At 36.8% G+C, this 15,109-nt stretch carries 15 protein-coding genes; 5 read left to right on the top strand and 10 right to left on the bottom strand.

What is annotated here, in order from left to right:
* Positions 1 to 94: 94 nt before the first annotated feature.
* Positions 95 to 3,406, bottom strand: a complete 3,312-nt coding sequence (locus CUC15_RS07150) for a trifunctional glycoside hydrolase family 18/polysaccharide deacetylase/glycosyltransferase family 2 protein (protein ID WP_114915997.1) — start codon at positions 3,404 to 3,406, stop codon at positions 95 to 97.
* A 288-nt stretch (positions 3,407 to 3,694) separates the two neighbouring features.
* On the opposite strand from CUC15_RS07150, the gene CUC15_RS07145 reads away from it, so the two are divergent.
* A complete protein-coding gene (locus CUC15_RS07145; protein WP_114915996.1) occupies positions 3,695 to 4,630 on the top strand; it encodes an LCP family glycopolymer transferase in 936 nt (311 codons plus the stop codon).
* Between the two features lie 189 nt (positions 4,631 to 4,819).
* On the opposite strand, the gene CUC15_RS07140 is transcribed toward CUC15_RS07145, so the two are convergent.
* The 4 genes from CUC15_RS07140 to CUC15_RS07125 all read right to left on the bottom strand — a co-directional run bounded on the left by CUC15_RS07140 (position 4,820) and on the right by CUC15_RS07125 (position 7,548).
* Entirely contained in the window at positions 4,820 to 6,073 is a 1,254-nt protein-coding gene (locus CUC15_RS07140) for an ABC transporter permease (protein WP_114915995.1), read from the bottom strand.
* Positions 6,066 to 6,965: an ABC transporter ATP-binding protein gene (locus CUC15_RS07135; RefSeq protein WP_114915994.1), complete on the bottom strand. Its 900-nt coding sequence runs from the start codon at positions 6,963 to 6,965 to the stop codon at positions 6,066 to 6,068. The genes CUC15_RS07140 and CUC15_RS07135 overlap by 8 nt, the downstream gene beginning before the upstream one ends.
* A gap of 66 nt (positions 6,966 to 7,031) precedes the next feature.
* Entirely contained in the window at positions 7,032 to 7,346 is a 315-nt protein-coding gene (locus tag CUC15_RS07130) for a DUF2178 domain-containing protein (protein WP_114915993.1), read from the bottom strand.
* Positions 7,339 to 7,548 (bottom strand): helix-turn-helix transcriptional regulator, encoded by a 210-nt coding sequence (locus CUC15_RS07125; RefSeq protein WP_114915992.1) that lies wholly within the window; start codon positions 7,546 to 7,548, stop codon positions 7,339 to 7,341. The genes CUC15_RS07130 and CUC15_RS07125 overlap by 8 nt, the downstream gene beginning before the upstream one ends.
* Before the next feature lie 171 nt (positions 7,549 to 7,719).
* Here CUC15_RS07125 and CUC15_RS07120 point away from each other — a divergent pair, with 171 nt between their 5' ends.
* Entirely contained in the window at positions 7,720 to 7,905 is a 186-nt protein-coding gene (locus CUC15_RS07120; RefSeq protein ID WP_114915991.1) for a YhzD family protein, read from the top strand.
* Positions 7,906 to 8,457: 552 nt separating this feature from the next.
* Here the strand turns inward: CUC15_RS07120 and CUC15_RS07115 are convergent.
* Positions 8,458 to 8,814, bottom strand: coding sequence for a YlbF/YmcA family competence regulator (locus CUC15_RS07115; RefSeq protein WP_114915990.1), 357 nt, complete (start codon positions 8,812 to 8,814; stop codon positions 8,458 to 8,460).
* 178 nt (positions 8,815 to 8,992) lie between these two features.
* Here CUC15_RS07115 and CUC15_RS07110 point away from each other — a divergent pair, with 178 nt between their 5' ends.
* Both CUC15_RS07110 and CUC15_RS07105 read left to right on the top strand, forming a co-directional pair.
* Complete coding sequence (locus tag CUC15_RS07110; RefSeq protein WP_114915989.1) at positions 8,993 to 9,877, top strand: PucR family transcriptional regulator; 885 nt, start codon at positions 8,993 to 8,995, stop codon at positions 9,875 to 9,877.
* 86 nt (positions 9,878 to 9,963) lie between these two features.
* Entirely contained in the window at positions 9,964 to 11,061 is a 1,098-nt protein-coding gene (locus CUC15_RS07105; protein WP_114915988.1) for an ABC transporter ATP-binding protein, read from the top strand.
* Positions 11,062 to 11,217: 156 nt separating this feature from the next.
* Here the strand turns inward: CUC15_RS07105 and CUC15_RS07100 are convergent, their stop codons facing one another.
* The 4 genes from CUC15_RS07100 to CUC15_RS07085 form a co-directional block, all read right to left on the bottom strand.
* Complete coding sequence (locus tag CUC15_RS07100) at positions 11,218 to 11,418, bottom strand: alpha/beta-type small acid-soluble spore protein (protein ID WP_114915987.1); 201 nt, start codon at positions 11,416 to 11,418, stop codon at positions 11,218 to 11,220.
* A 214-nt stretch (positions 11,419 to 11,632) separates the two neighbouring features.
* A complete protein-coding gene (fumC, locus tag CUC15_RS07095) occupies positions 11,633 to 13,018 on the bottom strand; it encodes a class II fumarate hydratase (RefSeq protein WP_114915986.1) in 1,386 nt (461 codons plus the stop codon).
* 146 nt (positions 13,019 to 13,164) lie between these two features.
* Positions 13,165 to 13,401: a hypothetical protein gene (locus tag CUC15_RS07090; RefSeq protein WP_114915985.1), complete on the bottom strand. Its 237-nt coding sequence runs from the start codon at positions 13,399 to 13,401 to the stop codon at positions 13,165 to 13,167.
* Positions 13,402 to 13,642: 241 nt separating this feature from the next.
* Positions 13,643 to 13,855 carry a hypothetical protein gene (locus CUC15_RS07085; protein WP_114915984.1) on the bottom strand — a complete coding sequence of 71 codons (213 nt, stop codon included), beginning with the start codon at positions 13,853 to 13,855 and terminating at the stop codon, positions 13,643 to 13,645.
* 252 nt (positions 13,856 to 14,107) lie between these two features.
* On the opposite strand from CUC15_RS07085, the gene CUC15_RS07080 reads away from it, so the two are divergent.
* Positions 14,108 to 14,980, top strand: a complete 873-nt coding sequence (locus CUC15_RS07080; protein ID WP_114915983.1) for a cation diffusion facilitator family transporter — start codon at positions 14,108 to 14,110, stop codon at positions 14,978 to 14,980.
* The last annotated feature ends 129 nt before the right edge of the window (positions 14,981 to 15,109 follow it).

Genomic DNA, 15,109 nt, shown 5'->3' with positions numbered 1-15,109 from the left:
GATTCTGAACCAGTTGTATTTTTTGATTCATCAGATGCTAGATAAACAATACCTTATTTATCCCCTTAAATATTTTTGATGACTCCTTAGAATTCTAGCTGATGTGTTCTCCCTTCAATCCCGATTCTACTCTCAAATCGCCTGACCGCTTTAATTTTCCCCAACCTACTCTGGTTCCTTTCAGTGCAGCAAAAAAGGATTTCCACGTTACCCATAGTAATAAGTAGCGGTAGAAAATTCTTTGCAGGAACAAGGAAATTAGCGGTTTAAAACTTAACTTCTCCATCCTAAATGCAACGAAGCAAACAAGAAAATCGACCAAATAGTAACTGGCAAAAATCAAGAGTGACTTTTGGGCAGCCCCTGTCAGGATTCCTAGAATAAACAATAAATCTAAAAGCGGTGCAAAAAAAGGAATGATAAATTGAAATAGCAGCATATTAGGAAGGGCAAAGAATCCCAGTGATTTATGCTTTCTTCCCCCAAACGCTTTTTTGTGCTTCCAAAAACATTGTAAAGTTCCAAACGTCCATCTGAACCGCTGTTTTAGGAAATCTCTAATCGTTTCCGGTGCCTCTGTATAAGCATAGGCCTGTTCATCAATCACAACTTTATAGCCTTGGCGGATGATTTTTAATGTCATGTCTGTATCTTCTGCAAGCGTATCATCGGTAAAATAGTCCAGCTCCTCAACCACCTGTTTGCGCCATGCCCCCAAAGCTCCCGGGACTACTGGAACACAATTAAGAGTGGCAAACGCGCGCTTCTCCAAATTAAATCCAGTTACATACTCAATATGCTGCCAGGAAGTTAACAGGTTTTTCTTGTTCCCAACCCTTATATTTCCAGAGACAGCCGCAATCTTTTCATCAGAAAAGTGCCGAATAAGCATCGAAATCGAGTCGGGAGAAACAGTAGTGTCCGCATCAATCGCAACAATGATATCTCCCTTTGCCTTCCTGATTCCCAGATTAATGGCTGAAGCTTTTCCCCCGTTCTTCTGTTGGAAAAGAAATACCTTTTTATTAGCATCGTACTTACTTGATACAACTAAGGAAGTCTGGTCTTTGGAACCATCATCGATAACAATAACTTCCAGGTTTGGATAATTGCTTTTTAAGATCGATTCGATGGTCTTACCTATGACACTCTCTTCATTGTAAGCCGGGATAATGACACTGACAAACGGTGTAGACCGCTCCATCAGATGATTGGCACGTTTTTTATGTATAAAAGCTAAACTTCCTAGAATCAAAATGCGCAGAACTAAAATGAATATCACACTGAAAAGCAAAATGGAAATGCCCTCTTTAAAGTTTGCTATATTGAACAGCATCACTTTGTAGCTATGCATTATCGGATTTTCCACATCTGTGACAGGAGGCATTATATTATTTTTACTTTGATCCATTAGATCGCTGACCGTTACAAAAGTATAACCTTTACTCTGTAACTGTTCAATAATCTCAGGCAATGCCTCAACGGTAGCCTGCCTATCTCCTCCGCCGTCGTGAAGTAAAATTATATCGCCGCTAGATGCCTGGTCCAAGATATTCTGGACAATGGCTTCGCTATCACGCAGCTTCCAGTCTTTTGAATCGATATCATAATTGACGGTAACATACCCCATTTGTGTCACATTCTCTAATCTTTGAAAATGTGATGGCAAATACTTAGCCTCTTCATCTCCATATGGGGACCGATACAATTTAGTGGTATGTCCAGTAATTCCTTGAATGATGCGTTGAGTACTATTCAGTTCAAGTTTTAACTTTTTATCGGACATTTCATTTGTTTTTGGGTGGGAAAATGTATGTATTCCAATCTCATGACCATCCCGATACATTCGATCCACAATATCCTGATTATGGATTGCTTTATTACCGTTCACAAAGAACGAAGCCTTAACCTGGTATTGTTTCAGGATGTCCAATATGCTTTCCGTATATTTAGGATCGGGCCCATCGTCAAAAGTTAGGACAATCTCTTTATCTCCCGGTTGGCTTAGCCGCTCAAACTCGGATGATACAGGATTGGTAATATAGGCTTCATCCGTAATAAAGCCAGAGTCATCAAACTGAAGACTGCGTTTCCCTTCTTTCCAACTCTCTGACGCCCGGTAAATATTCCCTTCTCCTGTGCTATAGATATTTCCTCCATTCTTGACAGTAAGCAATTCTTCTATTTTATTACCTTTAAGAATATCCCAAACCGATGGATCCTCAGACCCGAGCCTCCAGAGTGCGATTCCCTGCGCTCCAGCCTCAGTAGCTATTTTTAAATGGTTGTAGAAGGTTGCACTGTCCAGGAACCATATCTCATGTAGTTTGTTGTTCTCCATATATTTAAGGTATGGAGTTTTGCTCATATCATCCCATTGAATGTTCAAGTTGGCTTTTTCGGCAAGTCTCGTGACGTCATCAAAGGTAACGGGTTCTCCAGGCTCTTGGCTTTCCCATTCCCAGTCATATCCATAATTCCCAATCGCAGTAATCAGCTTTTCTTTGGGTAATTTTGAGAGAATTTCTTTAAACCACGATGAAGAAGCAATGGTGCCAGGATTGTTCACATTTTCATCGTATGCCATTACAATCATCTGATCCACATACTTTTCCAGCTCTTTGTAATCAAATGCCTCATTGGCAGCCGGTACATCGATGGATACCGAGAGACCTTCAGCATGAAAAGCTGTGTATAAATCCTTCATAAACTGGGTCAATAAATCCCTGTCGTTCTTGTTTAGATTCTCAAAGTCAATATTGATCCCATCAAAGTCGTGCTGTTTTATTAGTTCTAGCAGTTCCTTAATTAATTTTTCTTGTTCTTCAGGAGAATTTAAAAGTTGATGAATTGTCTCCTGATTCCACTTTTGATTCTGTATGTTGTGAATTAATGGTACGATTTTCACATCATTCTTTTTGGCGAGCTCTACTATTTCCGGCTGAATATCGCTTTCAATCTCCAATTCAGAATTTAAAGATAGCCATTGTGGAATCAGCACATCGATTGTATCAATATTTTCCCTAAGTGATTGCTCACTGTTGCTGTCCCAATTCACATAAAATGCGTAAACATCATCCTTATAGGCAACTCCTTGCTGGAGAAATTTCTCATCCGTAGCGGTGGTTGCAAATTCATCGTTATTGGAAGTCATGGTTTCTGATGAACTGATCTGTGCAAATTCATCCGTTTCTTTTGTTTCCAATTTAGGAAGATGCGGATTAGCATAAAGACCTAAACCCGCAAAAAAGATAACCAGACCGAATAGAGCAGCTAGAAGAACTGATAGAACAATCAAGAAATTCCACCGTTTACTAGATTCACTCTTAAAAATAAAATCCTTTTGACCGGGTTCAAGCTGCGAATGTGTTTTTTTCCTTCGGCCGCGGAAGTTTCTTTTTTTCATTTTGTTATCTACCTCATACTCTTTTTTTATTCCTACATAAGAACATTCGACAAGAATCTAGCTATTACAGCCAATTTTTCAATAAATTAATGAATCTTAATGGTTTTGTAACAAATCTTTAATATGTAAGATATATATTGTTAACAAAAAAGGTTCCTCCTACCTGGTATATTGTACCGATTGAGGTGATTATCGCCATTTTGTCGATTCTCTAGGCATTTTGTCTAATACCTTTATATTTTTTTAGATGCTAAAATAAAGCAAGATTACTGCAAAGGAAGTGGTTGAATGAAACAGGAACGCACATCCCAGTCCCCGAAAAAAAAGAAGCTAGGCCTTAAAATTACACTGGGAATCATTTTGCTTCTTATTTTAGGTGCAGGCGCTTACGGATTTTCCGTATATAAATCTGTTACCGACACACTCAAAAAAACACATGAACCATTGAAACGTTCAGAAGCAGAGCAGCGTGTGATTAATTTATCAGAAGGGGATCCCATCTCCATTCTATTGCTTGGGGTGGACCAACGCGAAGGAGACCGCGGGCGGCCAGACTCATTAATGCTATTAACGGCAAATCCAGAAGATAAATCTATTAAAATGTTAAGTATACCTCGTGATACATACACCGAAATTATCGGCAAAGGAACAAAGGATAAGATCAATCATTCGTATACATACGGAGGAGTTGACAACTCTATTAAAACCATTGAAAACTTCCTAGATGTCCCGATTGACTACTACGTGGAAGTAAATATGGACGGTTTTAAGGATCTTATAGATGCTGTTGGCGGTGTAACTGTGGATAACACCTTGGACTTTACCTATCAAGGGACAGACTACCCTATCGGTCAACTGAAATTGAACGGTGAAGAGGCCCTGAAGTACTCTCGTATGCGATCTCTTGACCCACAGGGTGACTTAGGCCGACAAGAACGCCAGCGTAAAATCATTCAGGCTCTTATCAAAGAAGCGGTCCATATCGAAACTCTCACTAACTATGGAAGCATATTAGAGGTAATTGGCGAGAATGTAAAAACAAATTTAACGTTTGAGGAAATGAAGGAATTAAGAGCAAACTATTCCCAAACACGACATGATATTGAACAAATCGAAATAAACGGGACAGGCAAGGAAGAAAAGGGAGTCTTTTATTACATTGTGTCTGAGGAGGAGCGGGCAAAGCAGTCGAAGACACTTAAACAACACTTGAATATTCAATAATTTACACCATATAATCAATGATTACTCCCTTAAATAAATTGTACAATTTTCTTTCTTTATTCTTGATAATTATACTCATTGGTCAATATTCAGTCTAAATCCAAAGGAGAATCGGTTATTACCAACTAAACCGTCTTTTACCATGGGGGAAAATAAAAGAAAAGGCCACATTAGTGACCCTCCCCCCTCTTACTTCTCCTTCTTCGATAACTGAATTGCCTTCATCATATTTTTCAGTGGTTTAGCACTTCCATACATTAATACTCCACCTTTGTATACTCTAGCGCCGATTAACCCAAGAATGATAATCGTAGCAATTAAAATTCCAATTGATGTGGCAATCTCCCAAATTGACACATCAAGCATACCAATCCTTAAGAGCATTACCATGGGTGCAAAAAACGGGATAAACGATGTGACGGTAATCAACGGTGACTCTGGAGAAGACAATCCAAACATTGCAATCAAGAAAGCTACCGCTATTAACATGATTAAGGGCGTGATTGCTTGGTTTGCTTCTTCTGAACGATTAACTAAAGATCCAAGCATTGCGGCAAGGGTTGCGTACAATAAATAACCAAGTAAAAAGAACAGCACTCCATAGATAATTAATGATGTTGGTGTGTCTAGAAAACCGAACATATCTAAAACGCCACCTACTAATTCATCTTTTTGTGATGAAATAGCACTAACCGCTACAGCAACGATAATTCCAATCTGAGTTAATCCTACCAATGCAATCCCAATTATTTTGGCAAACATATGGGTAATCGGTGATGCACTCGATATTAATATTTCCATCACACGTGATGATTTCTCTGTTGCCACATCCGTTGCAATCATCGTTCCATACATGATGACAACTATATACATCAGAAAGACCATAATATAAACAACACCCTGCGCTTGGAACATTTCTTCGATTGTTTTTGCTCCTTCATCCAGTGCGATAGTGTTGAATGTTACTGGGGCATTAATCGATGATATCATCGCCTCATCAAATCCAGCCTGCTCAATTGCGAGTCCGACCTTCAATTGCTGCAATTGATCCAAGATTGTTTGCTGCATTCCAGTATTCGTAATATCACTCGCATAATAGTTTGCTTCCGGGATTCCTTCATTATTTAACGCTATCGTAAGTGCTGCTTCATATTCTTCATCTTGAACAGCAGTCTTTACATCTTCTTCCGTGCCATCAAATGCAATTAATTCAAGACTATCATCTGCACTTTCAACCCCTGCTTTCAAGGGGGTAAACAAAACCTCCGAAGAATCAATAACCGCTACTTGGTCCTTGCTTTCATCAGAAAATAAAGCGGTAATGTTTTGAATGTTAACCGAACCAATAACTAATAATACAAAAAGTGCAGTTGTAATAATAAACGTTTTTGATTTAATTTTATCTAAATATGTATGGGCAAAAATAATCCAAAACTTATTCATAAGAAGCACCTACTTTCTCGATAAAGATGTCATTCAATGAAGGTTCTTCTAGCTCGAATTTACGAATAAATCCTTTTCCTTGCAGAGCCTGTAATATTTCCTGTGATACTGCTTCTTCTTCGATTTGTAATTTACAGCCGTCCATTACTTTTTTGTAGTTTACAACACCAGGAAATTCTTTTAAAAATTCTAATGATTCATCCGCATGTACAACGAGATTTTTCTTACCAAATGAACGTTTAATTTTCCGCAAAGCACCCTGAACAACAGGTTTTCCCTTTTGCAAAATACATAAATGCTCACACATTTCCTCAACATGGTCCATTTGATGTGAAGAAAATACAATTGATGTTCCGCTTTCTTTCACATCAAGTACCGCTTCCTTCAGCATTTCTACATTAACAGGATCTAACCCAGAAAATGGTTCATCCAGTATCAATAGTTTTGGCTTATGGATGACAGCGGAAATAAACTGGATCTTTTGTTGGTTTCCTTTCGATAATTCCTCTACCTTCTTATCCATGTACTCCGGCACCTTGAAACGTTCTAGCCATTTTTCTAATTCAGATACTATTTCCTGTTTTTTCATTCCGCGTAATCTACCCAAATATATTATCTGTTCTTTTACTTTAAGCTTTGGATAGAGTCCCCTTTCCTCAGGCAAATAGCCAATTATATTGCTCTTTTCATAATTGATCTGTTCGCCATTCCAAGAGATTTCACCAGCGGATTTATCCAATAATCCAAGGATCATTCGAAAGGTTGTCGTCTTCCCTGCACCATTTCCGCCTAGAAAGCCGAACATCTCCCTCTCAGGAATCTCTAGCGAAAGATTGTTAACCGCAGTATGCTCACCAAAGCGTTTTGTTACGTTCTCTAATAATAATGTCAATATACTCTCCCCTTCCATTGTTTCATACGTTAAAATCAGTTAATGGTTTCATTTCATATTTTTTATTTATTCTCGTGTTGAATAATAAATAGAAGCAAATAAATAGCTTAAATTATGAAGCACAAAAATGATGGATAATAAAAAGAAACTAAACCCGATGCCGTCAAACATAATAATAATTGGCCATGCAAGTAATAAAATTATCGTTGTCGTTTCATAGCCTCTCGCTTTCGCATTACTATTTTCTTGTTTATACCGTTCATCGAACAGATGTTTTCTTTTACCAATCCGGCGTATCACAAGAAACATAATAATGTACATCAAATACAAACCAGGAAATAAGAGGATTAAATATGGGTTCTCTAAAAAAGATTCACTCAATATTCTCATCTCCTTCAAATATAAATAACTCCTCAATCGTGCATCCAAATGTTTGTGCAAGCTTATGTGCCAATACTAAAGATGGCTTATACTTCCCTTTTTCCAGCGATATAACGGTTTGCCTAGATACTTTTAATATTTGCGAGAGTTCTTCCTGTGTAATATTCATTTTCGTTCGATATTCACGAATTAGCGTTTTCATTATATCTCCTTTTCATAATGTAAAGCCCACTTTACTTTCAATATAAATTTACTTTTTATTTCGTCTATTGTCAAGGGAATTAAATGTTAATTTTATTTCACATTGTATTCTTAATCACTTATAATTAAATAATAATGAAACGCTTTCATTTTTTAAGGGGGAAGAAATAGGATGGCTGATTATTTTTTGACGGTATTCGATAAGTCAGGAAAGAAATTATATGATAAATCATTCTCCGCAACAGATAATTCCGAGGCCAAGGAGATTGGCTTAAATAAACTGAAGGAGTTAGAATTTAATGAGCATACACATCGTTGTGTAACAGCCGATGGTAAACTAGTGCTGTTTCAACGCTAATATCAACGAAAAAGAATAGAATAAAGCGCTATAATATCTCTATTTATATCAACTGGTATTTAGAACACAGCATTAAAAAAGGAGCTTAGCCAATAAATGCTAAGCTCCTTTTACTTGGATGTGTTATCAAGGCAGTATGAATAAGTGGATATTTAAACTACGATTTATTCAGCCTTAAACGAAAAGGTGTAAATTTTTGAAAGTAAGACGAAGGGAGTATATGGCGTAAATAAGATCCAATCCTGGAGTCAAACATTGGAACTGCGCCTTCCTAAATTCATTCTAGCTTCTATATTTGAACCTTAATCGACATCATCGTAAGTACAGACAATAAATCACAATTTAGTAATTTTCGAAGCTAAGGTTTAACCAAACCTTTGGGTGACAGCCTTAGGGGAAATTCGGTTAATAACGCGACGCCCTGGGACTGCGATTAATCACCCCATCGAAAACCATTGTAGCATCGAACTGACCTACATCCTGTAGGCCCAAGTAAGAAAGTCGTTTACTTTCTTACCTACTTATTGTATTTCTGCTTTTTTCTGCAGCTGCTTAGTTAACATTATTTGAATTACCATAAAGTCCCTCTAGTGGGCTTGTAATAATTCGGCTGATATCATTGATTAATTGATTTACCTTTTGCTCTTCTTCCATTAACGTGGAAATATCTTGATTTCTCTGTACTAACTCAACCACTTTACGAGCTGTTTCAATTTCTTCCTCGGTTATTTCTAAGCCCTGCATTTGTTTTTCCTGTAATCTAATTTGTGTATCGCGGAATTCATCAAACATTTGCTTTGTTTCAGGATTCTTCATTACTGTTTCAAAAGCTGATTTTAATTTTTGGAATTCTTCACTCTCACTGATTGCTTTTTCTAAACCATGTGCTTTATCATGAATATTAGACATAATCTTACCTCCTTAAGTTTTAACTATAGGTTTAATATAGCAAATGAAAGAAAATATGTATAGCATTTGCTAACAGTCATGAACCAATAAATAATAACAATAAATCAATTATCTTCTTGCTAATTGCTAATAAAATAAAAATTTCTAGTATGAATGGCTGATGAAAAGGAGTTTTTCTATGTTAAATGAACTGCGGAAAATTTTTTCGACTTTATTTATTTTTCAAAACAATCAAGGCAATATTCCAGATAATTATCAGTGGTTTATTACATCCAATCAAGACATTATTGGAATTGACAATCAAGAATTGTCTACTCGAGATATAGCACTTTTATCGGCTTTTCTTACGCCATACTCAATTACAATTCCGGAACCAACATTGGAAGAACAGCTATGGGAAAGCAGGCTGAAGGAAAATAACAAGGATGAAGTCGTATCACCATTTCGCCTTGTCTATTTTAAAATTACAAAAAACCAAATGAAACCACTGCAATTTAAAGAAGCAATTCAAGATTTCTTCACTAAATCAGTCCCTATCATTTGGGAAAATCAGTATGAAGGTATTATCATTGAAGAGCTAAGCGATTCTGCCGAGTTTATATCTTATGAACAAATTATCGATATTTTAATGAGTGATCTCTATGTGAACATCAAATTTTACGTTGGTCCTTCTTTAGATAACTTATTCAATCTAAAGCAATTATATACTACTTTTTTAGCGAGCAGTGAACAAGCATTTTCCTATTCTGAGAAACCGGTGATTACATATTTGGATGCGATTATTCATGGATTTATTGACAGGACTGATGAAAGCTTCCGAGATGATGTCATTATGGTTATTTTTAAGGATCTAGTTACAGATAAAGAATTGCTGCATACATTAAGAACATTTATCCAATGTAATTTAAATACATCTGTTGCTGCAAAAACCTTACATATGCATCGTAATAGTTTACAGTATCGTTTGGACAAATTCAGAGAGAGAACCGGTATTGACATCCGGCAATTCGATCAGGCAATCATCGTTTATTTAGGGTTATTGTCGATTATGCACAGAGATTAGGCATATATTTGTGCACCCTGTCCATTTCCTATCCAGACTATTTATTATACAATAAATAAAACGCTTACAAACTGGAGGAGAGAATAATGGCTGAGTTAGTTTTAGAGAATATCCAAAAAAGATACGATAAAAACGTGATTGCAGTAAACGACTTTAATTTACATATTCAGGATAAGGAATTTATTGTATTTGTTGGTCCATCTGGATGTGGTAAATCAACAACCCTTCGAATGATTGCGGGTCTTGAAGAAATTTCCGACGGATCATTATATATCGATGAAAAGAAAATGAATGATGTTGCACCAAAAGACCGGGATATTGCAATGGTTTTCCAAAATTATGCATTATATCCGCATATGAATGTGTATGATAACATGGCATTTGGATTGAAATTACGCAAATTTAAAAAAGAAGAAATTGATCAACGCGTGAATAATGCTGCGAAAATTTTAGGTCTTGAATCTTATTTAGATCGTAAGCCAAAAGCTTTATCTGGTGGGCAACGTCAGCGTGTTGCACTTGGACGTGCCATCGTAAGGGATGCGAAAGTATTCTTAATGGATGAACCATTATCAAACTTGGATGCAAAATTAAGGGTGCAAATGCGTTCCGAAATTCAAAAACTGCATCAGCGTTTACAAACAACGACAATCTATGTAACACATGACCAGACAGAGGCAATGACAATGGCAACCCGACTTGTTGTTATGAAGGATGGCTTAATTCAGCAAATTGGCGCACCAAAAGATGTTTATGATTTTCCAGATAATGTATTTGTTGGCGGTTTCATTGGTTCCCCTTCTATGAACTTCTTAAATGGAAAATTAGATGAAAGTCATTTTGTAATGGGGAATGTAAAAGTAAAAGTACCAGAAGGGAAATTAAAGGTCCTTCGCACTAATGGATATATTGGCAAGGAGATCATTTTAGGAATTCGTCCCGAGGATATTCATGATGAACAGTTATTTATCGATGCAAATCCAGATACAAAAATAACAACAAAGATTGACGTTGCTGAATTAATGGGGGCGGAATCTTATCTTTATACTTCTGTAGACAATCAAGATTTTATCGCAAGAGTTGATTCGAGATCCGATATCAAAGGTGGAGAGAATCTGGATCTTGCATTCGATATGAATAAAGTACATTTCTTTGATTCAGAATCTGAGTTAAGAATTAAATAGCACGTAAGAATTGGGAGAGCATATGAATGTAGCAAGTCACTATAGTTCTAGTCTAGCTTCTAGATGTGGACAAAGAGGCGGCGTAGTCGCCTCTTTTTCGTTTATATGTAATAATATAGAGGATAGGACTGTGCCCTATCCTCTAGCCATATTTATTTAGAATTGACCACCGTTAAGTTGTTGTTGAGCAGTCGCTACTAGACGTTTAGTGATTTCTCCACCAACAGATCCATTCGCACGTGAAGTTGTATCAGCGCCTAAGTTTACTCCAAATTCTTGAGCAATTTCATATTTCATTTGGTCAAGTGCTTGTTGCACTCCTGGTACTAGTAATTGGTTAGAATTGTTATTAGCCATGTGTTTCTCACCTCCTTCTGTAATACTATTGTTCACCGTTTACAAAAACTTATTACGAAAAACAACTGGTAAATTGTAGGTAGAATTCCAATTCCTCTATTATAAATATTGTCTCCAAACTTTTAGATTACAGCCACCATCTGGCTTACCCACCAAAAAAACTCACTAATTAATAGTGAGTTTTTTGAATTTCTATAGGAAGCTCAAGAATCGCTTATTTGGGATAAGTCATTTCCTCTGGTTTTACATATGAGTCGAATTCTTCTTCCGTTAATAGCTCTAGTTTTACTGCGGCTTCTTTTAAAGTTGAATTATCATTAAATGCTTTTTTAGCAATTTTAGCTGCATTTTCATAACCTATATGTGGATTCAATGCAGTAACTAACATAAGTGATCCATGCAGGTTTTTATCAATTTGTTCAGAATTTGGTTCAATACCCTGTGCACATCTTTCATCAAAAGATCTGATGCTGTCTGCTAGTAATTGAGAAGATTGCAGGAAATTATAAGCTATGACAGGTTTAAATACATTTAATTCGAAATTTCCTTGACTTGCAGCGAAGCCAATCGTTGCATCATTTCCCATTACTTGTGCGGCAACCATTGTCACTGCTTCACTTTGAGTAGGGTTTACCTTGCCTGGCATAATTGAACTACCCGGTTCATTGGCAGGGATTGTGATTTCACCAATACCGGAACGTGGTCCACTTGCCAACCAACGAACATCATTTGCTATTTTCATCATATCTGCTGCAAGTGCTTTTAACGCACCATGCGCATATACTGCTTCATCATAACTCGTTAATGAATGAAATTTATTCTCCGCGGAAATGAAATTCTTTCCTGTAAATTCACTAATTGTTTTAGCAACGCGATTTGAAAACTCTGGATGGGCATTTAACCCAGTACCAACTGCTGTACCGCCGAGTGCTAATTCTTTTAAATGCTGTACGCTTTCTTTAATAAATAGCTCTGATTTCTCGAGCATTCGGTGCCAGCCACTAATCTCTTGCCCAAGTGTCAATGGTGTTGCATCTTGAAGATGGGTACGTCCGATTTTCACAACATCCTGAAATGCTTCACTTTTTTGTTTCAACGTATTTTTCAGCACTAATATTGCTGGTAGTACTGCATCTTCTAATTTTAGAACGAATGCAATATGCATTGCTGTTGGATATGTATCATTCGAGCTTTGTGATTTATTTACATCATCATTTGGATGTAGCACTAAATCACTTCCCTCTTGTTGTAACCATTTATTCCCTACAAAAGCTAACACTTCATTTACGTTCATATTCGATTGTGTCCCGCTCCCGGTTTGCCATACGACTAATGGGAAATGTTCATTGAGTTTATTCGCTAATAATTGATCTGCTGCGTAGGCAATTGCTTCTGCCTTTTTACTATCTAGTAAACCAAGCTCACTATTAACTTTTGCTGCACTCTTCTTTAGAATAGCGAACGCTTCAATAATCTCCTTTGGCATTTTCTCATTACCAATTGGAAAGTTTTGCTTGCTTCGTTCTGTTTGTGCCCCCCAAAACTTATCAGCTGGAACATTTATTTCCCCTAATGTATCCTTTTCAATACGGAATTCCATATCGTCTTCCTCCCCTATGTATATGCTACACTAATATTGTATCAAATTTTTCAAATAAATTAATCTGATTTCTACTGAAAACTTCAAATTTCGATATAATTTAAACGTAAGCCTCGCCTGAATGGCAAGGCTTACATTTAATGCAATCATGACTCCCAAATGTAGTTTCTATATAATTCGCTTAACCTTAAAAATGCTTCCTTGCTATTAGTATCGATCGCATGATTGAGCTCCGATTCTAACTTCTTCTTATTCCAATTGAAACATATTTCATCCAGTATCAGTTGAGATGTTAATTTAATCTCAAACGGTAACTCTCTTCTTGCATAAAGGACTTCACCATCATAACGATAAAAACGGTAAACTAATTTCTCCTTTTTCATGGAACACTACCCCCTTTGTTCCTTTTCATTATTATCTCTATATTTTGGGACAATTGCAATTATATTGTTTCAGTAATAACTTTTATTAGTTTTTCCCTCGACAAACAAACTTAGCAGTTCCCAATACATATACCTTCATCCTCTTATTTTTCTCTAGACCCACTGCCATTTCATTTGTTAGACTTACAATGCTGATTAAATAAATCGCCATATAGGTGTATAGTTGATATAAAATGCGAGATTAGAGCGATGTTGATTGCAGCAATGGACTGTCGCTTTTCAAATGGGCAACGCGGTCTGCTTCTACTAAGGAAATCAATCCCGATGGATCTTCAACCGGTGCTATTATTCCCACATGCATCTCTTGTCCTACGCCACAATCAACTACGATATTTAGATTGTCCGCCACCCCTAAGTCGATAGGTTTTCCACCAACCCAGCGGAGAAAGTACACGGAGACCCCTGTGGGAGGAAGGGCCAAGGTGAGACTTCGAAGTGCAGCATCACAAGAAAGCTCACCAGCCACCACGGAAAGCGAAGTGTATTTTCGGAGACCGGTCAGAGAGCAATTGTAATTCACATGTCAATTCTTACTTTATCTAAATAATACATAGGAATTCTAAATCAGTAAGAAATTAAAGCTTAGATTAACTCTTTAGACAACAAAACCTAATATATTTGCAACCAATCAAGCTGGAGGAACGATATGAATCACAGAGAGAACTTAAAAATGGGAGAAAAAGGTGCATGGATAAGTATTATTGCGTATGTATTCCTATCAATAATGAAATTACTCATTGCACAATTTGGTAATTCGGATGCATTACGTGCAGATGGATTAAATAATGCAACAGATGTTGTTGCATCAATAGCTATATTAGTTGGCTTAAAAATCTCAAGGAAACCACCAGATGAAGACCATCATTATGGACACTATCGCGCAGAAACAATTGCATCACTATTTGCCGCATTTATTATGATGATTATTGGAATCCAGGTAATCATAGATACTTTTCTAAATATTATTGCTGACGAAAGTTCACAGCCTGATTTATTAACCGCTTGGACAGCTTTAGGTGCTGCGCTAATTATGTTTATAGTGTACCGTTACAATCTAAATCTTTCTAAAAAAATTGACAGCCGTGCATTATATGCTGCTGCCCAGGATAATCGGTCTGATGCACTTGTAAGTATAGGTGCATTCATTGGGATTATTGGCGCACAATTTGGCTTATATTGGCTCGATCCTTTAGCAGGATTGATTGTTGGTATTATTATCTGTATTACTGCCTGGGATATTTTCAAAGAAGCTACCTATGCACTTACTGATGGATTTGATGAAAAACAACTCGACAAGATTAAGGAAAGTGTTCTTAAAGATCGGGATGTGAAAGAGGTAGTTGACGTTAAAGGCAGGCTCCACGGAAATCAAACACTAGTCGATGTGACGATTCGAGTAGAGCCTACATTAAATGTGGAAGAAAGTCATGAAATTACGGTAAGAATTGAAAATCAACTAGCGAATAAATATAGTATTTATCATGCACATATCCATATTGAACCATATTTAAAACAGTAAGAGCCCAGTATGCTAGTAGATAATGATAGTATCTCATTTAATCGGAATGACTCTTAGATAACTAAGGGTTAACCAAACCTTTCGGTCATAGACTTACTTGCACTTAGGCAGTTAAGGGAGTTTTATACT

This window comes from Oceanobacillus zhaokaii (assembly GCF_003352005.1).
In the GTDB taxonomy this organism is placed as follows: Bacteria; Bacillota; Bacilli; order Bacillales; family Amphibacillaceae; genus Oceanobacillus; species Oceanobacillus zhaokaii.
Note: the sequence above shows the minus strand (reverse complement) of the source record. Positions and strands in the feature narration are given on the sequence as shown.

Bases quoted from the DNA above. Each gene is read 5' to 3' on its own strand.
- CUC15_RS07150 (WP_114915997.1), bottom strand. From the start codon at position 3,406: ATGAAAAAAAGAAACTTCCGCGGCCGAAGGAAAAAAACACATTCGCAG.
- CUC15_RS07145 (WP_114915996.1), top strand. From the start codon at position 3,695: ATGAAACAGGAACGCACATCCCAGTCCCCGAAAAAAAAGAAGCTAGGC.
- CUC15_RS07140 (WP_114915995.1), bottom strand. From the start codon at position 6,073: ATGAATAAGTTTTGGATTATTTTTGCCCATACATATTTAGATAAAATT.
- CUC15_RS07125 (WP_114915992.1), bottom strand. From the start codon at position 7,548: ATGAAAACGCTAATTCGTGAATATCGAACGAAAATGAATATTACACAG.
- CUC15_RS07120 (WP_114915991.1), top strand. From the start codon at position 7,720: ATGGCTGATTATTTTTTGACGGTATTCGATAAGTCAGGAAAGAAATTA.
- CUC15_RS07115 (WP_114915990.1), bottom strand. From the start codon at position 8,814: ATGTCTAATATTCATGATAAAGCACATGGTTTAGAAAAAGCAATCAGT.
- CUC15_RS07110 (WP_114915989.1), top strand. From the start codon at position 8,993: ATGTTAAATGAACTGCGGAAAATTTTTTCGACTTTATTTATTTTTCAA.
- CUC15_RS07105 (WP_114915988.1), top strand. From the start codon at position 9,964: ATGGCTGAGTTAGTTTTAGAGAATATCCAAAAAAGATACGATAAAAAC.
- CUC15_RS07100 (WP_114915987.1), bottom strand. From the start codon at position 11,418: ATGGCTAATAACAATTCTAACCAATTACTAGTACCAGGAGTGCAACAA.
- fumC (WP_114915986.1), bottom strand. From the start codon at position 13,018: ATGGAATTCCGTATTGAAAAGGATACATTAGGGGAAATAAATGTTCCA.
- CUC15_RS07090 (WP_114915985.1), bottom strand. From the start codon at position 13,401: ATGAAAAAGGAGAAATTAGTTTACCGTTTTTATCGTTATGATGGTGAA.
- CUC15_RS07080 (WP_114915983.1), top strand. From the start codon at position 14,108: ATGAATCACAGAGAGAACTTAAAAATGGGAGAAAAAGGTGCATGGATA.